This is a genomic window from Streptomyces sp. NPDC059142 (genome assembly GCF_042755665.1).
Taxonomy (GTDB): domain Bacteria; phylum Actinomycetota; class Actinomycetes; order Streptomycetales; family Streptomycetaceae; genus Streptomyces.
This window is the reverse complement of record NZ_JBHZDA010000001.1, coordinates 27,196-48,226: the sequence shown is the minus strand read 5'-3', so window position 1 is coordinate 48,226 and position 21,031 is coordinate 27,196. Positions and strand designations below refer to the sequence as shown.

At 69.1% G+C, this 21,031-nt stretch carries 20 protein-coding genes; 13 read left to right on the top strand and 7 right to left on the bottom strand.

Annotation, left to right across the window (positions count from 1 at the left end; all coding sequences use genetic code 11):
- The first annotated feature begins 87 nt into the window (after positions 1-87).
- From ACFXPK_RS00245 to ACFXPK_RS00215, 7 genes are all read left to right on the top strand, one after another.
- A complete protein-coding gene (locus tag ACFXPK_RS00245; protein WP_385069900.1) occupies positions 88-618 on the top strand; it encodes an SseB family protein in 531 nt (176 codons plus the stop codon).
- Entirely contained in the window at positions 615-1,274 is a 660-nt protein-coding gene (locus tag ACFXPK_RS00240; RefSeq protein WP_385069897.1) for a hypothetical protein, read from the top strand. Before ACFXPK_RS00245 ends, ACFXPK_RS00240 begins: the two co-directional genes overlap by 4 nt.
- Complete coding sequence (locus ACFXPK_RS00235; RefSeq protein ID WP_385069894.1) at positions 1,271-2,938, top strand: putative T7SS-secreted protein; 1,668 nt, start codon at positions 1,271-1,273, stop codon at positions 2,936-2,938. Before ACFXPK_RS00240 ends, ACFXPK_RS00235 begins: the two co-directional genes overlap by 4 nt.
- Before the next feature lie 76 nt (positions 2,939-3,014).
- Positions 3,015-3,389 carry a DUF4279 domain-containing protein gene (locus ACFXPK_RS00230; RefSeq protein WP_385069891.1) on the top strand — a complete coding sequence of 125 codons (375 nt, stop codon included), beginning with the start codon at positions 3,015-3,017 and terminating at the stop codon, positions 3,387-3,389.
- 21 nt (positions 3,390-3,410) lie between these two features.
- Positions 3,411-3,833, top strand: a complete 423-nt coding sequence (locus ACFXPK_RS00225) for a hypothetical protein (RefSeq protein ID WP_385069888.1) — start codon at positions 3,411-3,413, stop codon at positions 3,831-3,833.
- 179 nt (positions 3,834-4,012) lie between these two features.
- The gene (locus tag ACFXPK_RS00220) at positions 4,013-4,567 is read left to right on the top strand and encodes a hypothetical protein (RefSeq protein WP_385070254.1); all 555 of its coding nucleotides are present in this window, start codon (positions 4,013-4,015) and stop codon (positions 4,565-4,567) included.
- Positions 4,564-5,163: a DUF4291 domain-containing protein gene (locus tag ACFXPK_RS00215; RefSeq protein ID WP_385069885.1), complete on the top strand. Its 600-nt coding sequence runs from the start codon at positions 4,564-4,566 to the stop codon at positions 5,161-5,163. The genes ACFXPK_RS00220 and ACFXPK_RS00215 overlap by 4 nt, the downstream gene beginning before the upstream one ends.
- 128 nt (positions 5,164-5,291) lie before the next feature.
- Here ACFXPK_RS00215 and ACFXPK_RS00210 read toward each other — a convergent pair whose 3' ends face one another.
- The 6 genes from ACFXPK_RS00210 to ACFXPK_RS00185 all read right to left on the bottom strand — a co-directional run bounded on the left by ACFXPK_RS00210 (position 5,292) and on the right by ACFXPK_RS00185 (position 12,040).
- A complete protein-coding gene (locus tag ACFXPK_RS00210; protein ID WP_384997542.1) occupies positions 5,292-5,795 on the bottom strand; it encodes a tetratricopeptide repeat protein in 504 nt (167 codons plus the stop codon).
- A 64-nt stretch (positions 5,796-5,859) separates the two neighbouring features.
- On the bottom strand, positions 5,860-6,897 hold the full coding sequence (locus ACFXPK_RS00205; RefSeq protein WP_384997540.1) for an ABC transporter ATP-binding protein: 1,038 nt from the start codon (positions 6,895-6,897) through the stop codon (positions 5,860-5,862).
- 55 nt (positions 6,898-6,952) lie between these two features.
- Positions 6,953-8,014 (bottom strand): ABC transporter ATP-binding protein, encoded by a 1,062-nt coding sequence (locus tag ACFXPK_RS00200; RefSeq protein ID WP_385069881.1) that lies wholly within the window; start codon positions 8,012-8,014, stop codon positions 6,953-6,955.
- A gap of 22 nt (positions 8,015-8,036) precedes the next feature.
- Positions 8,037-9,017, bottom strand: a complete 981-nt coding sequence (locus tag ACFXPK_RS00195) for an ABC transporter permease (protein ID WP_385069878.1) — start codon at positions 9,015-9,017, stop codon at positions 8,037-8,039.
- Positions 9,018-9,044: 27 nt separating this feature from the next.
- Positions 9,045-10,823, bottom strand: coding sequence for an ABC transporter substrate-binding protein (locus tag ACFXPK_RS00190; RefSeq protein ID WP_385069875.1), 1,779 nt, complete (start codon positions 10,821-10,823; stop codon positions 9,045-9,047).
- Between the two features lie 188 nt (positions 10,824-11,011).
- Positions 11,012-12,040 (bottom strand): ABC transporter permease, encoded by a 1,029-nt coding sequence (locus tag ACFXPK_RS00185; protein WP_385069873.1) that lies wholly within the window; start codon positions 12,038-12,040, stop codon positions 11,012-11,014.
- Between the two features lie 336 nt (positions 12,041-12,376).
- Here ACFXPK_RS00185 and ACFXPK_RS00180 point away from each other — a divergent pair, with 336 nt between their 5' ends.
- Genes ACFXPK_RS00180 through ACFXPK_RS00160 form a run of 5 tightly spaced genes read left to right on the top strand, consistent with a single transcriptional unit; the run spans position 12,377 to position 18,066 of the window.
- Positions 12,377-14,011 carry an ABC transporter substrate-binding protein gene (locus ACFXPK_RS00180; RefSeq protein ID WP_384997530.1) on the top strand — a complete coding sequence of 545 codons (1,635 nt, stop codon included), beginning with the start codon at positions 12,377-12,379 and terminating at the stop codon, positions 14,009-14,011.
- A 52-nt stretch (positions 14,012-14,063) separates the two neighbouring features.
- Positions 14,064-14,987 carry an ABC transporter permease gene (locus ACFXPK_RS00175; protein ID WP_385069870.1) on the top strand — a complete coding sequence of 308 codons (924 nt, stop codon included), beginning with the start codon at positions 14,064-14,066 and terminating at the stop codon, positions 14,985-14,987.
- A complete protein-coding gene (locus tag ACFXPK_RS00170; RefSeq protein WP_385069868.1) occupies positions 14,980-15,999 on the top strand; it encodes an ABC transporter permease in 1,020 nt (339 codons plus the stop codon). The genes ACFXPK_RS00175 and ACFXPK_RS00170 overlap by 8 nt, the downstream gene beginning before the upstream one ends.
- Before the next feature lie 14 nt (positions 16,000-16,013).
- On the top strand, positions 16,014-17,024 hold the full coding sequence (locus ACFXPK_RS00165) for an ABC transporter ATP-binding protein (protein ID WP_385069866.1): 1,011 nt from the start codon (positions 16,014-16,016) through the stop codon (positions 17,022-17,024).
- Complete coding sequence (locus ACFXPK_RS00160) at positions 17,017-18,066, top strand: ABC transporter ATP-binding protein (protein WP_385069863.1); 1,050 nt, start codon at positions 17,017-17,019, stop codon at positions 18,064-18,066. The genes ACFXPK_RS00165 and ACFXPK_RS00160 overlap by 8 nt, the downstream gene beginning before the upstream one ends.
- Before the next feature lie 187 nt (positions 18,067-18,253).
- Here ACFXPK_RS00160 and ACFXPK_RS00155 read toward each other — a convergent pair whose 3' ends face one another.
- Positions 18,254-20,488 carry a prolyl oligopeptidase family serine peptidase gene (locus tag ACFXPK_RS00155; protein WP_385069860.1) on the bottom strand — a complete coding sequence of 745 codons (2,235 nt, stop codon included), beginning with the start codon at positions 20,486-20,488 and terminating at the stop codon, positions 18,254-18,256.
- 181 nt (positions 20,489-20,669) lie between these two features.
- On the opposite strand from ACFXPK_RS00155, the gene ACFXPK_RS00150 reads away from it, so the two are divergent.
- On the top strand, positions 20,670-20,864 hold the full coding sequence (locus ACFXPK_RS00150) for a hypothetical protein (protein WP_329829152.1): 195 nt from the start codon (positions 20,670-20,672) through the stop codon (positions 20,862-20,864).
- The last annotated feature ends 167 nt before the right edge of the window (positions 20,865-21,031 follow it).

The window sequence follows — 21,031 nt, the reverse complement described above, 5'->3', positions numbered from 1 at the left end:
CGTACGCACGGTTCCGGGCCCTGGTCCGTTCGCGGTGCGCTCTTTCCACGTTGCGTTGAGTAATACGATCACGACAGAATCCGGCTCATGACCACGAGCCGGAGCGGACCCCCAGGGCGGGAACGCCCCCTGCGCCTGGCCGATCTGGCCCGCTCGGAGACCGACCGGCGCCCGGCACCGGCCCCCGCGCCGCCCTCCCGGCCCGCGCCGCCCGCCGACGCCGTCGCGGCGGCGAGGACGGAGTTCGCGGCGTTGCTGGGGGAATTCCGGCGTACGGCGGCACTCGTCCCGGACGACGGCCGAGGCGGCCTCTGGACGGCGGAGCAGGGCGGGATCCGGTGGATCTGCGCCTTCTCCGACGAGGCCGCGCTGGCCCGGTTCGCGTTCGCGCGCGGGGAGGCGGCGCGGGAGTGGCCGTACCGTACGGTGCTGGGCGCGCGTCTGCTCGACGTGATGGTGCCGCTGCTGGGCGTGCCCGCCGGGGTGGCCCTGGACGCGGGAAGCCCCGACGGCATGCTCTTCCCGCCGGTGGCCGGGGTGGTGCCGGAGACGGCGGCGGTGGACGCCGCGGTCGCGGCGACGGTGTCCACCGCGGTACGGGCGGGGGGAACGCGATGAGCGGCGACGTACCGGACCTCGATGCCCCGGACGAGGCGCTGGCGCTGATCGCCCAGGGCATCGACAAGGCGCACGGCGAGCTGAAGGACCTCGGTGCGATCGGCCGGGCGACCGCGGGCCGGGGTTTCGCGGAACTCTCCCTGACCGGACTGGAGCTGGGGCACGCGGGGCTGGCCGCGCAGTTCGACACGTTCTGCGAACGCTGGGAGTGGGGCGTACGGGCCCTGATGCAGCGGGGGAACAACTTCGCCCTCGGCGTGGGGCTCTCGGCCGGGGCCTTCCACGAGCAGGAGCAGTACATCAAGGGCACGTTCAAGATCGCCGTGAACTCGGTGAACGGGAACCCGCACCTCGGCGAGGAAGAGATCGAGAGCAAGAGCTGGGACGAGATCCGCTCGCAGTCCACGACGGACGGTGCCGACTACAGCGCCGAGTCCTTCGCCGAGGCGCACGACGACGTGAAGCAGAACTGGGGCGACACGATGTACGTGGCGGAGCGGAAGGCGCTGAAGGACCTCCAGGAGACCGGCATCGTGAGCCCGGAGCTGGGTGAAGCCGGGGAGGAGCGGTTCCGCGAGGTCTTCAGCCCTTCGGAGGGCGCCGTCCAGCAGGCGGATGAGCGGTACGGGCCGGACGACGGGGCGGACGGCCGGTGAGCGACTGGGGGGAGCTGGCCGACAAGGGGCTCGGGAAGCTGGAGGCCGGCTGGGAGGCCGGCAAGCGCAAGGTCGGCGAGGGCGTCGACTGGGCGACGGACAAGGCCGGCGCGGGTCTGGAGTACGCGGGCGCCGACGGCCTCGCCGACAAGGTCGAGGACTGGGGCGACAGCGCCGCGTCCTCGCTGGGCGCGAAGGTGGCGGAGCAGCAGCTCGGCGAGAGCGAGGAGGCCGACGAGCTGGTCCACGGCAAGCCGGCCAGGATCACCGCGAGCGTCAAGAACCTCAGGGACTTCCGCGACGCGTTCGACCTGGTCGGCGGCGGGATGAAGAAGCTGGACCCCAGCCGCTGGAAGGGCGCGGCCGCCGACACCTTCCGGGAGAAGTTCGCTCCGCTCGCCGGGGACTGGTTGCGTGCGGCGGACTCGTTCGGGGACGCGGCGAAGGCGCTGGAGACATACGCGGACACGGTCACCTGGGCGCAGGGCGAGGCCAGGGAGGCGATCGCCCTCCACCGCGCGGGCGAGACGGCCTCGAAGGAGGCGGTGGCCGCGTACAACAAGAAGGCCGACGCCTACAACGCGGCCAGGAACGGCCCCGATCCCCTCCCCGACCCGGGCGAGTTCACCGACCCGGGCGAGGCGCGGCGCGTACGGGCGCGGGAGACCCTGACCGAGGCGCGCCGCCAGCGCGACGAGGCCGCCGAAACGGCGAGGAAGGCGGTCTCGGCCGCGCTGGCCCACGCCCCCGCAATGCCCTCGGCGACGGAGCGGGCGAAGCTCGGCCTGATCGACCACTCCATCAGCGAGGGTACGGAACTGGCCCACTTCGGCGCGGGCGCCGTCAAGGCCACGGCCGGCATCGTCACCTTCGCCCGCTCGGTCAACCCGATGGACGCGTACAACATCACGCACCCGGCCGAGTACTACAAGAGCGTCAACATGACGCTGGCGGGCCTGGTCGCGACGGGCGCGGACCCCGATCAGACGCTCAAGGACGCCTGGACGGCGGCGAAGAAGGACCCGAGCGAGTTCATCGGCCGGATCGTGCCCGAACTGATCGGCACGAAGGGCACGGGGCGCGCCGCCTCGGTGGCACGTGCGGGGATCAAAGACGGCCTCAAGAGTGGTCCGGGAGGAGGTACGGGAAGCCCGTTCGACGGTTTGACGAGCAGAGGGTCTGGAGCGGAGCTTCCAGCATTCGAGGACGTGAAGAGGGCGGTCATGGAGAGTTCTCCGGAGGTGTCGCCCCGAAAATGGTCCGATCAGGACGGGCATTACTACGCGAGTCGAGTTCTCAAAGGCGGGCGACCGGATGGTGAAACCGTACTGGCCGGCCACGGTTACATTGAAGTGGGTGTCGGCGAGGTGACGGTGCCTCCGGGCACAAGCATCTCGTTCTATGTGCCACATGGCGAAAGGATCCCTGGCCTCAACGGCGTTGCTGTGGAGGGAGGATCATACCCTGGGACGGCGCTGGAGAAGTTTGTTTCGGGAGATAGGATACCGAATTACACCCTGGCTCCGCCCGAAGCGAAGGGTGCGGGCGGGTTTACTATTTACGAGAATTCGACGACAGTCCCGCAACGAACGATGCTCGCTGATCTCCTGAAATCTGACATGGGGAATGTTCACTGGGCGGCCTGTCGTGAGTTCAAGCAGTAGTCGTGGTAAGGGAGAGTAAGGTGAATCTTCGATGAGTGGTATTCGGCAGCCGGGAGAGTCATGGACTCTGACGGATGTGACGCTCGTGGTCAAGAAAGATGATCTCGACCCCGATTCGGTCACGGAGCGCCTGGGATTGACTCCCTCAGCCGTGCGACTGCCCGGTGTTGATCGCTGGAACCCCACCGGGGATACCGATGGGCAATGGCGTCTCCAGTGTGACGAGCGTACGACCAGAACCTTTTCGGAGCAGCTCGATATAATCCTTCGTGCCGCCGAGGGGTGCGTCAGGGTTCTGGAAATGCTGAGAGCCGAAGGCTGTGAAACGGCCATCATCATTTCTGGCTTTGCGGGCAACGATTCTCAGATCATCTTCTCCGCGGAAGAAATGGCGAGGATGTCCCGCCTGCAAACTCCGGTGAAGGTTATTCCCAATGTCAATGAGCGGTAGTCGGTCGAGTGAGGGTGTGTCGTGGTTGTGATCGATACTTGGGAATCGGTGAATATCTCACTGGTCGTCATGAAAGAACCTCTCGACGCCCAGATGGTCTGTGGGGTCCTGAGGGTTGATGCCGCATCTCCGGGAGCTGGTGTTTTCATCAATTCGGGATCGAACTGGTGGGCGTACACGTACAGTGAAGAGTTCAGTGATGGCTTGGAATCCAAAGTTGCCGCGTTGGTGGACCAATTCAAGCCTCGCTTGGGTGCATTGGAAAGCCTTCTCGGAACTGGCCACGTGGCTCAGGTGGCCATCGCCGGATCGGTCAGAACGGGATCCCAGCTGCTTCTTTCTCCTGGGGTGACCGGCAGGCTGGCGTCCTTGATGATGCCCGTCTCGGTCACGTCGCTCACGGATGCCCCGGAAGAGGATCCGCTGGGCTGGCTCGACTGCTGAGCTTGGCTAGGGTGAATTCAGGCTGTTGGAATGGTTGGTTGATAGTAAGAATTGGCTTGACGGTTGAGATGTCCTCCGTTGAACTTGGGTGTACGAGGTCGGCGTGCGCGGCTGTCGGTCACCTCGAAGTGGTGCGGGCGGAAAGAAGCGTTGGAATTTTTATGGACAGGGGGACGGTAATGCTGCATGAAATCGAAGACCTCCGGATGGAAGGATCTCGCACTTCTGGGCGTCCGGATTTTTCATCTGCCCCTCCGGTCCTTGCTCACTTCGACCTGACGGTCGAGGCGCCTGCTGATGAGTATTCCTTCCGGCTTCGGTCTGCCCTGAACTCGGTTTTGACACTCGCGATGTCGAAGGAGTTCGAGGATGATGATTTTCCCATCGATACCATACCTGCCTGGTTCAGTGCGGTGTGTCATGAGGGTGATGGTCCCGTTGAGGATTTCGCTCGAATGGGAAGCTTGCGCTACGCCGAGATGACTGGAAGAGGTCCCTGGGCTTTGCGGTCTTGGCTGTACCGATTTGATCCCGAGGTGGAGGTACGGGGGTGGGCATGGTGGGATCTGACGTCCCTGCCGCATGGCGGGCTAAGGCTGTGGGCCGATACCTGGGGTGAGCCGTCCTTTGCTTGGGAGGATTTGCGTTGGCTCCTGTACGCATGCGGTGCGAGTGAGGTCGACGGTCCGATCCTCAGCCGTCCGGAAGTATGGGCGGCAGAGGACTCCGTATGAATGAGAAAGTTCGCGCGGTTTTCACGGACGACACCATCACGGTGTATCAGGCGTATCCGGCAAGGATTGCCGACCCCGCATTGGATGCGGGCACATTTGTGGATCCGTTCAAGCGCACCCGGATGACGTGGATCAAGACTTCGTTCCTCTGGATGATGTATCGCTCGGGCTGGGCCACGAAATCGGATCAGGAGCGGATCCTGTCCATCGAGATCACGCGGGAAGGCTTCGAGTGGGCTCTTTCCCGTGCCTGCCTCAGCCATTTCGACCGGACCCGGTTCGGCACCAAGGCGGAGTGGCGGGCGGAGTTGGAGTCGAGTCCGGTCCGGGTGCAGTGGGATCCGGATCGCGATACCGGGCTGAATCCGCTGTCCCGGCGTGCCGTTCAGGTCGGGCTGTCGGGGGAGGCGGTTGACAGGTATCTCGATGAGTGGATCGTCGGCATGACCGACGTCACGGCAATGGCCGGTGACATCCGTCGGGCGGTTCGCGGTGGGGACGATGAGGAAGTGGCCGCTCTGCTGCCGGTGGAGCGTGAGTATCCGCTTCCGGAGGCCGTGAGGGAACGGATCGTGTCCACGCGGCCGGAGGTGTGATCGGTCGGCTTGAAGGCCCGTACCCGCTGCGCTCGTGCGCGACGAACCGCGCCGGCCCGTGGTCGACTACGGGTTGTCGAAGTCCGGGAGGAGTGGGACGGGGGACCGGATCGAACGCGGCTCCGTTCTCAGGCCGTTTCGTTCAGGTCCCGCGCGTAGTGGTCGATCGCCGGTCCGTACCGCTGTACGTACGGGTCCCGGCTCGTGGTGGTCACCAGGTTCAGCAGGAGCGTCATGGCCTCGTGGTGTTCCTCCGTGTTGAACAGGGCCATGGCCAGGAACGTCCGCAGCGCGCCGTCGTCCGGGAACTCCGCGACGCCGCCGCGCAGGGTCTCCACGGCCCGCGCGTACCGGCCGAGTACGCGGTACGTGGAGCCGAGGCCGAGCAGCGCGCCCCGGCGGTCCGTCTCCGTCAGGCTCGTGGGGTCGCGCAGGGCGCGTTCGTAGAAGGGGGCCGCCTCGGCCTCCAGGCCCAGGACGTCGTGGACCCATGCCGTCTGGTAGGCCACCTCGGCGTCCTCGGGGAACTCCGCTGTCAGGGCCAGGAGTTGTTCCCGGGCCCGGTCGGGGGCGCCCTGTTCGCGCAGTGCGATCGCCGTGGCCAGACGGCCGTCCCGGGTGTGTGCGTTCATGACCGGATCATTTCAGGTCGCGACGGGCAGACGTCCCCGCCCCGGTGCCCGTTCACCGGGCTGATCAGGGATCCATGGGCGCGGGCGCAGCCGCGTGCGGCAACGCCTCCGGATAGTGGCAGGCCGTCAGGTGGCCCTCTCGGCTGCCTTCCGGGCGGGCCAGGGGCGGCGTCGTCGTCGCGCAGTGGTCCGTCGCCTTCCAGCAGCGGGTGCGGAAGCGGCAGCCCGAGGGTGGGTGGAGCGGGGACGGGACGTCGCCGGTCAGGCGGATGCGGGTGCGGGGCGGGGTGGTGTCGTCCGGGAGCGCCGTCTCCGGGACCGCCGAGAGCAGGGCCCGGGTGTACGGGTGGCGCGGGGCGCCGTACAGCTCGTCCCGGTCCGCGATCTCCACGATGCGGCCCAGGTACATCACCGCCACGCGCTGCGAGAAGTGGCGTACGACGGCCAGGTCGTGGGCGATGAAGACGAAGGCGATGCCCAGCTCCCGCTGGAGCTGCTGGAGCAGGTTGACGACCTGCGCCTGGATCGAGACGTCCAGCGCCGAGACCGGCTCGTCGGCCACGATCAGCCTCGGGCGCAGGGCGAGCGCCCTGGCCACCCCGATGCGCTGGCGCTGGCCGCCGGAGAACTCGTGCGGGAAGCGGTTGTAGTGCTCGGGGTTGAGGCCGACGGTGTCGAGGAGTTCGCGTACGCGCCTCTCCCGGCCGCCCGGCGGATCGATGCCGTTGATCTCCATCGGCCCGGCGATGATCCGGCCGACCGTCTGCCGCGGGTTGAGCGAGGCGTACGGGTCCTGGAAGATCATCTGGATCTCGGGGCGCACCGGCGCGAGCCTCTTGCGTGAGGCGTGCGTGATGTCCCGGCCGCGATAGGTGATCCGGCCGCCGGTCGGTTCCAGAAGGCGGGTGACGAGCCGGCCCGTCGTGGACTTGCCGCAGCCGGACTCGCCGACCAGGCCCAGGCTCTCGCCCTCCGCGACCGTGAAGTCGAGGCCGTCCACGGCCTGGACCGCGCCGACCGTGCGCCGGATCGGGAAGCCGCCCCTGACCGGGAAGTGCTTGGTGAGCCCGGAGATCTCCAGGAGGGGGGTGGTGGGGCTCATGGGGTGTGGGGTTCCTTTCGGTGGGGAGTACGGGGGCGGGCCCAGGTCCGCGCGCTCACCCCGGGCCCGCGCCCGCGAAGTCGGCCGAGAACTCGACCCGTTGGGCGGCGTCCAGATGGCAGGCCGCGCCGTGTCCCCTCACCGGTTCCAGCGGTGGCGGCCGGGTCGCGCAGAGCGCGCCGCCCACCTGTTCGGTGAAGGCGCAGCGCGGGTGGAAGCGGCAGCCGCCGGGCGGGTCGAGGAGGCTGGGCGGGGTGCCGGGGATGGGGGCGAGCGGCAGGTCCACCGGGGAGTCGAGGCTCGGCATGGAGCCCAGCAGGCCCCAGGTGTAAGGGTGTTGAGGGGCGCGCAGGACCTCCTTCTTCGTGCCGCGCTCCACGCACCGGCCGCCGTACATCACGAGGACGTCGTCCGCGATGTCGGCGATCACGCCCAGATCGTGGGTGATGAAGATGATCGCGGTGCCGGTCTCCCGCTGGAGGTCCTTCAGCAGATCCATGATCTGGGCCTGCACGGTGACGTCCAGCGCGGTCGTCGGCTCGTCCGCGATCAGCAGTGCGGGATCGCAGACCAGCGCCATCGCGATCATGGCGCGCTGGCGCATCCCGCCGGAGAACTGGTGCGGGTAGTCGTCCGCCCGTACGTCCGGCCGCGGGATCCCGACGCGCCCCAGCATCTCGACGGCCCGCGCGCGGGCGGCCTTCCGGGAGGCGCCGGTGTGCTTGCGGTACGTCTCCGCGATCTGCCGGCCGACCGTGTGGTACGGCGAGAGCGAGGCCAGCGCGTCCTGGAAGATCATGGCCATCGTGTCGCCGCGCAGCCGTTCGAGCCGGCGTTCGCCCGCGGTGAGCAGGTCGCGTCCTTGGAGCAGGATCTCCCCGTCGATCGTCGTACGGTCGCGGTCGCGGTCGTGCAGGCCCAGGACCGCCAGGCCGGTGACGGACTTGCCGGAGCCCGACTCGCCGACGATCCCGAGGGTCCTGCCGCGCGCGACGTCGAAGGAGAGCCCGTCGACGGCGCGTACGGTGCCGTCCTCCGTGGCGAAGTGCACCCGCAGGTCGCGGACGGAGAGGAAGGGGGAGTTCACGGATGGGGCGGTCGGGGGGTGCGTGGTCATGGGGTGAGGTGCCTCCTGGACCCTAGGCGAGCCGTACACGCGGGTCGATGACGGCGTACACGGCGTCGACGACGATGTTGAAGACGACGATCGCTCCGGCCGCGACGAGGACCACCCCGAGCAGCAGCGGCAGGTCGTTGTCGCGCACGGCCTTGACGGAGAGCGCGCCGATGCCGTGCAGGTCGAACGTCTGCTCGGTGATGATGGCGCCGCCCAGCAGCGCGCCGATGTCCAGTCCGAAGATCGTGACGATCGGCCCCATCGCGCCCCGCCAGGCGAAGCGGAAGAAGACCGTGCGGCGCGAGAGGCCCTTGGCGCGTGCCGTCCGTACGTAGTCCTCGCCGAGCGTCTCGACCAACTGGGAGCGGGCCATCCGCGTGTAGTTGGCGGTGAAGATCAGTGCGAGGACGAACCAGGGCAGCAGCAACCCCTGGAACCAGCCCACCGGGTCCTGGGTGATCGGGATGTCCTGGGGGCGGCTCAGGATGTGCCACTGGTCGGTGAGGTAGTACATGGCGACCACCCCGACGATGTAGATCTGGAGCGAGGAGCCGACCAGCGAGGCCGAGGAGGCGATTTTGTCCAGCGCCCTGCCCTGCTTGACCGCCGCGAGCATGCCCGCCCCCACGCCCAGCACCACGAAGACGACGGCGCTGCCGAGGGAGAGCGACAGCGTGGTCGGGAAGCGGTCGAGGATGGTGCCGAGGACGGGCTCGCGGTTGTGGAACGAGTAGCCGAGGCACGGCGCCGGGCAGTGCCCGAACGACGCGTAGTCGCGGCCGGCGAACACCGCCTGGAGCCAGTGCCAGTACTGCACGGGCAGGGGATCGGCGATGCCCAGGTTGCGCCGTACGAGCGCCAGCGTCTCGGGGGTGCAGACCTTGCCGCAGGCGACCCTGGCCGGGTCGCGGGGCGCGACGTAGAAGAGGACGAAGGTGAAGGCGCTGATGATCAGCAGAATCACCGCGGCGCCGAGCGTGCGGCGTACCAGGAAGCGGAACATGGCGTGTTCTCCTCGGGCCTCGGGTCCTCAGCCCTTCGCGTACAGCTTGTAGAGCACGGCCGCCGAGAACAGCGGGTCGAAGAGCGCCCCGCCGACCTTCGAACCGGCCAGGTAGAAGCGGCGCTGGTAGGTCTCCGGGATGATCGGCGCCTCCTCGGTCATGATCCGCCGGTCCAGCGCGGCCCATGCCTTCCCCGCCTGCTTCGGGTCGGCGATCACCACGTCCTTCTCGATCGCCGCGTCCACCCAGCCGACCCTGAGCTGGGAGATGTTGTTGGCGCCGTCGGCGATCGTGCCGCCGTCGAAGAGCGGCTGGATCAGGGTGTAGCCGGTGGGCCAGTCCGGGGCCCAGCCGAACCACATCACGTCGAACCGGTTGTCGATCTGCTGGACCTGGTCGTAGTAACTGGTCGAGTCGAGCGGCTTGATGACGGGGTCGAACCCCGCCTTCCGCAGCGCGTTCTCGATGACGACCTTCGTCTTGTCGTAGTTGTCGCCCTGCGGGAAGGCGTAGACGATCTTCTGGCCGGACTTGCCGGCCTCCTTGAGCAGCCTCTTCGCGGTCGCCGGGTCGCCCTGCGGCTTCTTCAGCTTCCCGTAGACGTCGAACTTCTCGCGCCCGAGGATGTCCGGGCTGAGGATCGTCGTGGCGAGGTCGCCCGCGGACGGGCCGCCGTAGATCTGCCGGATCTGCTCCAGCGGCCAGGCGTGGACGAGGGCCTGGCGCACCTTCAGGTCGGGGACGCGCCGGGTGTTGATGGCGTAGTAGTACAGGCCGGTGAGCAGGCCGTTGATGGTGCGCTTCTTCAGCGCGGGGTCCGTGAGGACGTTCTGGATGCGCTCGGCCGGCACCCCGCTGTACGCCATCACCGCGTACTGGTCGTCGCCCGAGTCGGCGATCAGCCGGTCGGAGGCCGCGAGCGCCTGCGGGCCGAACTCGAAGGCGAAGCTGTCCGGGTAGGCGGTGCGGATCGCGTCCGTCCGTTCGTCCCAGTGCGGATTACGGGTGAGGGTCATCGACTTGTCGACGGCGTGCCGGGCGAGTCGGTACGGTCCGGCCGAGACCGGGTCCTTGTCGTACTTCTCCCTGGTGTCCAGCTTGACCGGTACGGCGCCGTACGAGTGCATCGCCAGCGTGAAGTTGAGGTCGGGCCGGGCCAGCTTCAGATGGAAGGTGATGGTCCTGCGGCGGGCGTCGGTGACGACGGAGTCGAGGTGCTTGCCGCCGTACGGGCCCTTGTACGCGGCCCGGAAGTCGGTGGAGCCGGTCAGCGCGGTCTGGAGGTAGCCGGCGCCCTCGGTGGTGAAGCTCGCGAAGCCCCGCTCGATGCCGTGGCGTACGTCGTCGACGGTCAGTTCACTGCCGTCCTCCCACCTGAGTCCTTCCTTGAGGGTGAACGTCCAGGTCTTCCCGTGGTCGGACAGGGTGCCCGCGTCGGTGGCGAGGTCGCCGACCAGCTTCATGGAGCCGTCCGGCGCGATCTTGTAGCCGGTGAGACAGCGGATGTAGAGGTTGCCGACCGTGGAGTTCCACGAGAAGTAGATGCGCTGCGGGTCGAGATGGGAGAAGTCGTCGGGGCCGATGCCGCGGATCGTGCCGCCCCTGCGCGACCCGGCGACGCCGGGGGCGGGCCCGATGGAGTCCGCGGCGGTGCCGATGGCGACCGTACTGCCGGTGTATGTCGTGGAGCCCGCGCCGCCGCCCCCGCCTCCGGAACCGCTGCCGCTGCTGCACGCGGAGAGGAGTGCGGAGCCCCCGGCGGCGACGGAGGTGGCGATGACGAAGTTTCTGCGGGAGAGGGACATGATGCCTGCCCTGTCGGTGCGTCGGTGGAGCCGAATGGGGTTCTGCCGTGCGGCGGTGCGGACATGACGGCGCACCGAGGTACGGGAGCGGCGGCGTGCGGCGGTACGGGGTGCGCGTGGTGCTGCGGTACGGGGCTCCGGGCCGGTCCCGGGGCGCGAGGGCGTGAGGGCGCGAGGGCGCGCGGGCGTCAGCGGCGCGTCTTCGGGTCCAGCGCGTCGCGTACCGAGTCGCCGAGGAGGTTGAAGGCGATCACGAAGACCACCATCGCGAGCCCGGGGAAGAGCAGGAAGGTGATGTCGTTCCGGTAGACGTTCGAGCCGCGCTGGATCATCACGCCCCAGTCGGGGGTCGGTGAGCTGAGCCCCACGCCGAGGAAGGCGAGCCCCGCCTCGGTGGTGACGAAGAGGGGGAGCGCGAGGGTCGCCTGGATGAGGATCGGCGTCCACAGGTTGGGGAGCAGCTCCTTGAAGACGATCCGCGCCGGGGACGCGCCGGTCACCCTGGCCGCCTCCACGAACTCCCTTTCGCGCAGGGCCAGTACCTCGCCGCGCAGCAGCCGGGCGATGGGGGCCCAGCCGAAGGCGGTCATCACCGAGATCAGCGAGACGACCGTGAGCCAGACCGGGGTGTTCTCCTCGGGCGGGACCAGGATCGAGATCAGCACCGGCCAGAACGCGATGAAGAACAGCGTCGAGGGGAACGCCAGCAGGATGTCGACGACCCGGCCGACGAGGTAGTCGGTCTTCCCGCCGAGGTACCCGGCCGTGACCCCGACGACGACGCCGGCCACCGCCACCAGCAGCGTGGTCACGGTGGCGATCAGCAGCGAGTTGCGGATCCCGTACAGCAGGAAGGTGAAGACGTCCCGGCCGAGCCCGGGTTCGACGCCGAACCAGTACGCGCCGCTGATACCGCCGTTGGGGCGGACCGGGAAGCCGAAGTCGTCGAGGAGACCGGGGTTGTCCTGGCCGTAGGTGTCGTACGGATTCTTCCCGTAGAGCCGGGCGATCAGCGGGGCGCAGACGGCCACCACGAAGAAGAAGGCGACGACACAGGCCGAGACGACGCCCGTACGGTCGCGCCGGAAGCGCCGCAGGGCGAGCTGCCCGGGGGAGCGGCCGGCTCCGCTTCTCGGCGCCGCGGACGCCGGCGGGGGGCCGCCGTTGCCGGGAGGCGTCTCCAGAGGGACGGCGGCCGGAGAGGGTGCGGAGGTCATGATGCTCCTGGCCGGAAGAGATCGAAGACTCCACGGTCAGATCCGCGGATCGAAAGGACTTTTTCAATCGAATACGTGCACGGTCAATGAATTCTGCAGGGCCTTGAATGCCTCTTTTGCGGCTTGGTGTGCGCATGGCCAACCGTTGGTGCGAATGCGCTTCCGTCATGACCCGACCGAAAGGCAACCGCCCCTCCGGCGTGCCCGCGGGTCGCTCACCGGTATGCGTACATCCGGAGGGGGATCCGTCCGTTCAGGTGAGTCGTGTGGGCGTATTGCGCCCTATGGGTGGATATTGTCCCTCATCTGAACCCGACCCTCCGAGGAGGACCCTTCATGCGAGGAGCTACGCCCGCACCTGTCCGGTGGGCCGCCTGCGCGGTGGCCGTCACCCTCGCGGCGACGGCGTGCGGCGGGGGAGGCAGCGCCGCTCGTGGAGGTGCGGACGGTGTGGTGCGCTCCTCCTGGGGGGACCCGCAGAACCCCCTGGAACCCGCGAACACCAACGAGGTCCAGGGCGGCAAGGTCCTCGACATGATCTTCCGCGGACTGAAGCGGTACAACCCGAGGACGGGCAAGGCCGAGGACGAACTGGCCGAGCGGATCGAGACGACGGACTCGACGCACTTCACCGTCACCGTCAAGGACGGCTGGACCTTCAGCAACGGCGAGAAGGTGACCGCCAGATCCTTCGTGGACGCGTGGAACTACGGTGCCCACCTCAAGAACAACCAGAAGAACGCCTACTTCTTCCAGTACATCGACGGCTACGACAAGGTCCACCCGGCCTCCGGCGCGCCCACCGCACCGACCCTCTCCGGCCTGAAGGTCACCGGGCCGCGGACCTTCACCGTCAAGCTGTCGCAGCGCTTCTCCACCTGGCCGGACACCCTCGGATACGCGGCCTTCGCGCCGCTGCCCAGGGCGTTCTACGACCGGCACGCGGCATGGCTCGCCAAGCCGGTCGGCAACGGCCCCTACGAGGTGGAGCGGTACACCAAGGGCTCCCAGATGTCGCTGCGCACCTGGAAGGCGTACCCCGGCGCGGACAAGGCGCGCAACGGCGGTGTGGACCTCGTGGTCTACACCGACAACAACACCGCCTACACCGACCTCGTCGCGGGCAATCTCGACCTGGTCGACGACGTCCCGGCCGCGCAGCTCAAGAACGTGAAGTCCGATCTGGACGGCCGGTACATCAACACCCCCGCCGGCATCATCCAGACCCTCGCCTTCCCGTACTACGACCGGCGCTGGAACACCGCGAACGCCGTCAAGGTCCGCACCGGGCTCTCCCGGGCCATCAACCGCGAGCAGATCACCGAGACCATCTTCCGCAAGACCCGTACCCCCGCCACCGACTGGACCTCACCGGTGCTCGGCGCGGACGGCGGCTACAAGGCGGGGCTCTGCGGGGCGGCGTGCGTGTACGACGCCGCCGCGGCGAAGAAGCTGGTCCGGGAGGGCGGCGGCATCCCCGGCGGCCGGCTGAAGATCACGTACAACGCGGACACCGGCTCCCACAAGGAGTGGGTCGACGCCGTCTGCAACAGCATCAACAACGCGCTGGGCCAGGACAAGGCGTGCGTCGGCAGCCCCGTCGGCACCTTCGCCGACTTCCGCAACCAGATCGGGCGCAAGAAGCTCACCGGGCCCTTCCGCGCGGGCTGGCAGATGGACTACCCGCTGATCCAGAACTTCCTCCAGCCGCTCTACTACACCAACGCCTCGTCCAACGACGGGAAGTGGAGCAACCCACGCTTCGACCGGCTGATCAACGAGGCCAACGCCGAGGTCGACCCGAAGGCGGCGATCGACACGTTCCAGCGGGCCGAAGAGGTCGTACGGGACCAGATGGCGGCCATCCCGCTCTGGTACCAGAACGGCAGCGCGGGCTACTCGGACCGTGTCTCGCACGTGGCGCTCAACCCGTTCAGCGTCCCGGTCTACAACGAGATCACCGTCCGCTGACGCCGGAACGCAGCCCCGCGGCCACCGTTCGCCTCTTCCCCCGGAGCCTTGCATGGGACGTTATGTGATCCGGCGTCTGCTCCAGATGATCCCGGTCTTCATCGGCGCCACACTGCTGATCTTCCTGATGGTCAATGTGATGGGAGACCCCGTCGCGGGCCTCTGCGGCGACCGGCAGTGCGACCCGGCGACCGAGGCGCAGCTCCGCAAGGAGTTCGGCCTCGACCGGCCCGTCTGGCAGCAGTACCTCACCTACATGGGCCATGTCTTCTCGGGAGACTTCGGCACCGCCTTCAACGGGCAGAAGGTCATCGACCTGATGGCCTCCGCCTTCCCGATCACCATCCGGCTGACGCTCGTCGCCATCTTCTTCGAGATCCTCGTCGGGATCGTCTTCGGTGTGATCACCGGACTGCGCCGGGGCCGCCCGGTCGACACCTCCGTCCTGCTGCTGACCCTCGTCGTCATCGCCGTACCGACGTTCGTCACCGGGCTGCTGGCCCAACTCCTCTTCGGGGTGAAGTGGAAGATCATCGAACCCTCGGTCTCCCCGACGGCGCCGCTCGACGAGCTGATCCTGCCGGGGCTGGTGCTCGCCTCCGTCTCCCTCGCGTACGTCACCCGGCTCACCCGGACGTCCATCGCGGAGAACGCCCGTTCCGACTACGTCCGTACGGCCGTCGCCAAGGGGCTGCCCCGGCGGCGGGTGATCGTCAGGCATCTGCTGCGCAATTCACTGATCCCGGTGGTCACCTTCATCGGTACGGACATCGGCGCCCTGATGGGCGGCGCCATCGTCACCGAGCGGATCTTCAACATCCACGGCGTCGGATTCCAGCTCTACCAGGGGATTCTGCGCCAGAACACCCAGACCGTCGTCGGCTTCGTGACCGTGCTCGTCATCGTCTTCCTGGTGGCGAACCTGCTGGTCGACCTGTTGTACGCCGTACTCGACCCGAGGATCCGGTATGCCTGACCCGCAGCGCCCGAACCCCGACGGACCCGACCCCGACGGGCCCACGGCCGACGGGGGCGCCATCGCAGGAACCGGCGCCGGCGGCGCGATGGACCTGGCCACCAGCGAGGGGTTCACCCTGGAGAGGGACGGGGAGCCCGGAACACCCGCGGGCGGGCCTGCGGGCCGGGCGCGCAGTCTGTGGTCCGACGCCTGGCGGGACCTGCGGCGCAACCCGGTCTTCCTCATCTCCGGGCTGGTCATCGTCTTTCTGGTGGTCATCTCGATCTGGCCGTCGCTGATCGCCAGTGGCAACCCGCTCTCCTGCGACCTCGCGTACGCCCAGGACGGCTCCCGGCCCGGCCACCCCTTCGGCTTCAACGGACAGGGCTGCGACGTCTACACCCGTACCGTCTACGGCGCCAGGACCTCCGTCGTCGTCGGTGTCCTCGCCAGTCTCGGGGTCGCCGTCGTCGGCTCGGTCCTCGGCGGGCTCGCCGGGTTCTACGGCGGGTCCTGGGACGCGGTGCTCTCCCGGGTCACCGACATCTTCTTCGGGATCCCCGTCGTCCTCGGCGGTCTGGTGCTGCTCTCCGTGGTGACCAGCGCCACCGTCTGGCCGGTGATCGGCTTCATGGTGCTGCTCGGCTGGCCGCAGATCTCCCGGATCGCCCGGGGCTCCGTCATCACCGTCAAACAGAACGACTACGTGCAGGCGGCGCGGGCGCTCGGTGCCTCCAGCCCGCGGATGATGCTGCGGCACGTGCTGCCCAACGCGGTCGCGCCGGTGATCGTCGTGGCGACCATCGCCCTCGGTACGTTCATCGCGCTGGAGGCGACCCTCTCGTACCTCGGTGTGGGCCTCAAACCACCGACGGTCTCCTGGGGGATCGACATCTCGGACGCCTCCCCGTACATCCGCAACGCCCCGCACATGCTGCTCTGGCCGGCCGGGGCGCTGGCGATCACCGTGCTGGCCTTCATCATGCTGGGCGACGCGGTACGCGACGCCCTCGACCCCAAGCTGCGCTGAGGAGCCCCGCTGCCATGGAGCCGTCCCCCGTCCTGCTCGAAGTGCGCGATCTCCAGGTGGAGTTCCACACCCGCGAAGGGAGCGCCAAGGCCGTCAACGGCGTCAGCTACACGGTGGCGGCCGGTGAGACCCTCGCGGTGCTCGGGGAGTCGGGCTCCGGCAAGTCCGTCACCGCCCAGGCGGTCATGGGGATCCTGGACTCCCCGCCCGGCCGGATCACCGGCGGGGAAGTGCTCTTCCGGGGCCAGGACCTGCTGCGGCTCAAGGAGGAGCAGCGCCGCAGGATCCGCGGCGCCGAGATGGCGATGATCTTCCAGGACGCGCTGTCCTCCCTCAACCCCGTGCTCACGGTGGGGGCCCAACTCGGGGAGATGTTCGAGGTTCACCGGGGAATGGGCCGCAAACAGGCGCGGGCCAAGTCCGTCGAACTGATGGACCGCGTCCGTATCCCGGCCGCCAAGGACCGCGTGAACGACTACCCCCACCAGTTCTCGGGGGGCATGCGCCAACGGATCATGATCGCCATGGCGCTCGCGCTCGAACCCGCGCTGATCATCGCGGACGAGCCGACGACCGCGCTCGACGTGACCGTGCAGGCCCAGGTGATGGACCTCCTCGCCGAGCTCCGGCGCGAGTTCGACATGGGGCTGATCCTGATCACCCACGATCTGGGCGTGGTCGCGGACGTCGCGGACCGGATCGCGGTGATGTACGCGGGTCGCATCGTGGAGACCGCGCCGGTCCACGAGATCTACAAGCGCCCCGCCCATCCGTACACCCGGGGGCTGCTGGACTCGATCCCGCGCCTCGACCAGAAGGGCCACGAGCTGTACGCGATCAAGGGTCTGCCGCCCAGTCTGCTGCACATCCCACCGGGCTGCGCGTTCCACCCGCGCTGCCCCCGGGCCCGGGACGTGTGCCGTGCGGAGGTGCCGCCGCTCCACGCGGTGACGGAGGAGGACGGCAGGGCCTCCGGGGAGCGGCGGAGCGCCTGCTACTTCTGGAAGGAGACGCTCGATGGCTGAACCCCTCCTGGAGGTACGGGACCTGGTCAAGCACTACCCGCTCACCCAGGGCATCCTCGTCCGGCGGCAGATCGGCGCGGTGCGCGCGGTCGACGGTGTCTCCTTCGGCCTGGCGGCCGGCGAGACCCTGGGCATCGTGGGGGAGTCCGGCTGCGGCAAGTCGACCGTGGCGAAGCTGCTGGTCAACCTGGAGCGGCCGACGTCCGGCACGATCCGCTACAAGGGCGAGGACATCACCAGGCTGTCGGGACGCGCGCTGAAGGCGGTACGGCGCAACATCCAGATGGTGTTCCAGGACCCGTACACCTCGCTCAACCCGCGCATGACGGTCGGCGACATCATCGGGGAGCCGTACGAGATCCACCCCGAGGCGGCCCCGAAGGGCGACCGGCGGCGCCGGGTCCAGGAGCTGCTGGAGGTCGTCGGGCTCAATCCGGAGTACGTCAACCGCTATCCGCACCAGTTCTCCGGCGGTCAGCGCCAGCGCATCGGCATCGCCCGCGGGCTCGCGCTCCGGCCGGAGATCATCGTGGCGGACGAGCCGGTCTCGGCGCTCGACGTCTCCGTCCAGGCGCAGGTCATCAATCTGATGGAGCGCCTTCAGCACGAGTTCGACCTGTCGTACCTCTTCATCGCGCACGACCTGTCGATCGTCCGGCACATCTCCGACCGCGTGGGGGTGATGTATCTGGGACGGCTGGCCGAGATCGGCACGGACACGGAGATCTACGCACACCCGACGCATCCGTACACCCAGGCGCTGCTGTCGGCGGTGCCGCTGCCCGACCCCTCCGCGCGTGAGCACCGGGACCGGATCATCCTCGCGGGCGACGTGCCGTCCCCGGCGAACCCCCCGTCCGGCTGCCGTTTCCGCACCCGCTGCTGGAAGGCGCGGGAGCGGTGCGCGGTGGAGGTGCCGGAGCTGGCGGTGCCGGAGGTCTTCCGAGCGGCGGCGGGGCCGGCCGCGCACCCCTCGGCCTGCCATTTCGCGGCGGAACGGAAGATCGTTCCCACCGGGGCGGAGGGGGAGGAAAATCAATAAAACACAACAATTTCGTTAACACGCAGGCAACTTGGCGGACCCGGTACCGATATACGCACCCGCCAAGCTGTAGAGCGTACGGCCGTGCGGGTGCCGTAAACCGGCCGGGACTTCCAGGAGTCCCGGCCGGTTGCCTTTTCCCGCCCTGTGCCGTGGGCCTCTTTCCGGCGTGTCGCGACTCCGGTCCTCAGCGCGGATTCAGCGACCGCTTGAGGAAGTCGACCTGGAGCAGCAGCAGGTTCTCCGCGATCTCCTCCTGCGGGGTCATATGGGTCACACCCGTGAGCGGCAGCACCTCATGGGGCCGCCCGGCCGCCAGAAGCGCGGCGGAGAGCTTGAGCGAGTGGGCGACCACCACATTGTCGTCGGCCAGCCCATGGATGATCATCATGGGCCGCGCGGGCTCCGCCGGGGACGAGAGCCCGTCGTCCGTCACCAGCGAGTTGGCCGCGTACACCTCGGGCGCCTCCTGCGGGGTGCCGAGATAGCGCTCCATGTAGTGCGTGTCGTAGAGGCGCAGATCGGTCACCGGCGCGCCCACCACCGCCGCGTGGAAGACGTCGGGGCGGCGCAGCACCGCGAGCGCGGAGAGGTAGCCGCCGTACGACCAGCCGCGGATCGCGACCCGGCCGAGATCGAACGGGAACCGCCCGGCGAGATCGTGCAGCGCCTCGATCTGGTCGTCCAGGGTGAGCAGCAGATTCCGGTGGACGGACTTCTCCCAGGCGGGGGAGCGGCCCGGGGTGCCGCGTCCGTCGGCGACGAGCACCGCGAACCCCTGGTCGGCGAACCACTGCGAGGTGAGGTACGCGTTCTGGGCGGCGACCACCCGCTGGCCGTGCGGACCGCCGTACGGGTCGAGGAGGACGGGGAGCGGGCCGTCCGACTCCCGGTAGCCCGTGGGGAGCAGGACGGCGCACGGAATACGCCGTGCGCCCCCCTCGGTGAGCCGCGCGTGCGCGGTGAGCACCGGAGCCTGCGCGTACGAGGCGATCGACGCGATCTGCTTGCCGTCCCGGAACACCCCCACGGACGCCCCCGCGCTCTCGGGACGCGCCGACACGAGGACGGTCACCTCTCCCGCGCGGACGGCCGAATGGACCCCGGTGCCCGCCGAGAACCGCTCCGTGCCCAGCTCGCTGACGCGGTACACATGGATCTCGCCGGTCTCCGGAGCGGCGGCCTCCTCCCCGGCCGACGCCGAGACCAGGATGTCGTGCTCGCCGATGTCCAGGACCGCCCTGACATGCAACTGCGGCCCGGTGAGCGGCCGGTCGCCGGCCATCAGGACCCGTGCGCCCCCTTCGTCGGCCAGCCGGACGAGCCGCCCGTCCGGCGCCCAGGCGGGCACGCCGGGGGAGAGTTCGAGCCACGCGGGGTCCTCGTCCCGGTGCACGGTGCGGGTGGCACCGGTCGCGGGGTCCACCGCGAGGTGGATCTGGGCGCGCTGGTCCCGGCTCTGGACGAGCAGCAGCGGGGCGCCTCCCGGGGACCAGTGGACGCGCGCGAGGTACGGATAACGGGCCCGGTCCCAGATCACCTCCGCGGGAGGCGTGCCGGTGCCGTCCGTCCCCGAGCCGTCCGTCAGAGGAACCAGGAAGAGCCGTACGTCGGCGTTGGGCGTACCCGCCGCCGGGTAGGGCACCCGCGACGGCTCGCGGTCCGGGTGGGCCGGGTCGGAGATCCACCAGCGCCGTACGTCCGCGGTGTCCACGCGCGCGACGAGCAGCCGGTCGGAGTCGGGCGACCACCAGCAGCCGCGGGTACGGCTCATCTCCTCGGCGGCGATGAACTCCGCGAGGCCGTAGGTGACGTCCGCGCCCGGCCCCGCCTGCGCCGCGCTCCCGCCCGCCTCCTTCCCCGCGGCCTCCCCCGTCAGGGACTCCTCGGTCCCGGGGCCGGCCAGCTCGCGGTCGCCCTCCCCGTCAGCCCCGATCACCCGCAGGGCCCCACCGGACACATAGGCGATGTGCCGGCCGTCCGGCGCGGGGCGCGGGTCGATCACCGGCCCCGGCGCCGGGAGTTCGCGTGCCGTCCCGGCCCGCAGCTCGGCCGCGTAGAGGCGCCCTGAGAGGGCGAACGCGGCCAGCTCGACCCCGGAGTCCACCGCGTACCCGACGATCCCTCCAGACCCCTCCCGGCTGCGCTCGCGCCGGGCCCGCTCCTCGGCCGAGAGCCGCTCCGAGGCGCCGCCGAGCAGCACGCCGGGGTCGGCGGCGATCCGGGCGCCGTCCTGGCCCGCGGCCGAGCCGTCGAGGTCGAGCACCCAGAGCCGGTTCACGCGGTCCGTCCCCGAGGCGGAGCGCAGGAAGACCACCCGCGCCCCGTCCGGTGAGACCGTGAACGAGCGGGGAGCGCCGAGCGTGAACCGCTGGGTCCTGGCGTGCTGACGCGGGAACGAAGGAGGAGGGTTCAAGGTCATGCGACCGAACCTAACGGCTCGCGACCCCCGCCGAGGAGTTCCGTGCGCCCCCGTGTGCTGCCGTGCACCGATCGATGCGTACGTACGGATAGTTATGATCCCTAGCGATAGCTGGGTATGAATGAGCCGGGCACATGCACGCTGCGTTTTCCCGACTGAATATCTATGGAGGTGAACCGCCGTGGCACTCTCGATTTCGGCGGTGGTGCTGCTGGCGATCATCGTCTTCCTGCTGGTCCGGAAGTCCGGACTGAAGGCAGGACACGCGGTGGTCTGCATGCTGCTCGGGTTCTACATGGCCAGTTCCTCCATCGCTCCCACCATCAGCGAACTGACCACGAACGTGGCCGGGATGATCGGTGGCATCAAGTTCTAGCCACCGGCCGTCGTTATTCGGCCATTCTTTGCTGAGCGCGCCATCGATTCGGTCCCGCCCCTCGGCCCGGGGCCCCCCCCCCCCCCCCCCGGGGGGCCTCCCCGGCTCCCGGTCGGCCCCGCTCGGCGGCGCCCCGCCGCGCCCCCCGGCGCTCGGGGGGCGGGCGG

What these genes read in the sequence shown, in the direction of transcription:
- ACFXPK_RS00165 (WP_385069866.1), top strand. Translation starts at nt 16,014, where the DNA reads ATGGAGCCGTCCCCCGTCCTGCTCGAAGTGCGCGATCTCCAGGTGGAG.
- ACFXPK_RS00220 (WP_385070254.1), top strand. Translation starts at nt 4,013, where the DNA reads ATGCTGCATGAAATCGAAGACCTCCGGATGGAAGGATCTCGCACTTCT.
- ACFXPK_RS00180 (WP_384997530.1), top strand. Translation starts at nt 12,377, where the DNA reads ATGCGAGGAGCTACGCCCGCACCTGTCCGGTGGGCCGCCTGCGCGGTG.
- ACFXPK_RS00155 (WP_385069860.1), bottom strand. Translation starts at nt 20,488, where the DNA reads ATGACCTTGAACCCTCCTCCTTCGTTCCCGCGTCAGCACGCCAGGACC.
- ACFXPK_RS00185 (WP_385069873.1), bottom strand. Translation starts at nt 12,040, where the DNA reads ATGACCTCCGCACCCTCTCCGGCCGCCGTCCCTCTGGAGACGCCTCCC.
- ACFXPK_RS00190 (WP_385069875.1), bottom strand. Translation starts at nt 10,823, where the DNA reads ATGTCCCTCTCCCGCAGAAACTTCGTCATCGCCACCTCCGTCGCCGCC.
- ACFXPK_RS00175 (WP_385069870.1), top strand. Translation starts at nt 14,064, where the DNA reads ATGGGACGTTATGTGATCCGGCGTCTGCTCCAGATGATCCCGGTCTTC.
- ACFXPK_RS00160 (WP_385069863.1), top strand. Translation starts at nt 17,017, where the DNA reads ATGGCTGAACCCCTCCTGGAGGTACGGGACCTGGTCAAGCACTACCCG.
- ACFXPK_RS00240 (WP_385069897.1), top strand. Translation starts at nt 615, where the DNA reads ATGAGCGGCGACGTACCGGACCTCGATGCCCCGGACGAGGCGCTGGCG.
- ACFXPK_RS00215 (WP_385069885.1), top strand. Translation starts at nt 4,564, where the DNA reads ATGAATGAGAAAGTTCGCGCGGTTTTCACGGACGACACCATCACGGTG.
- ACFXPK_RS00245 (WP_385069900.1), top strand. Translation starts at nt 88, where the DNA reads ATGACCACGAGCCGGAGCGGACCCCCAGGGCGGGAACGCCCCCTGCGC.
- ACFXPK_RS00170 (WP_385069868.1), top strand. Translation starts at nt 14,980, where the DNA reads ATGCCTGACCCGCAGCGCCCGAACCCCGACGGACCCGACCCCGACGGG.
- ACFXPK_RS00195 (WP_385069878.1), bottom strand. Translation starts at nt 9,017, where the DNA reads ATGTTCCGCTTCCTGGTACGCCGCACGCTCGGCGCCGCGGTGATTCTG.
- ACFXPK_RS00210 (WP_384997542.1), bottom strand. Translation starts at nt 5,795, where the DNA reads ATGAACGCACACACCCGGGACGGCCGTCTGGCCACGGCGATCGCACTG.
- ACFXPK_RS00205 (WP_384997540.1), bottom strand. Translation starts at nt 6,897, where the DNA reads ATGAGCCCCACCACCCCCCTCCTGGAGATCTCCGGGCTCACCAAGCAC.
- ACFXPK_RS00200 (WP_385069881.1), bottom strand. Translation starts at nt 8,014, where the DNA reads ATGACCACGCACCCCCCGACCGCCCCATCCGTGAACTCCCCCTTCCTC.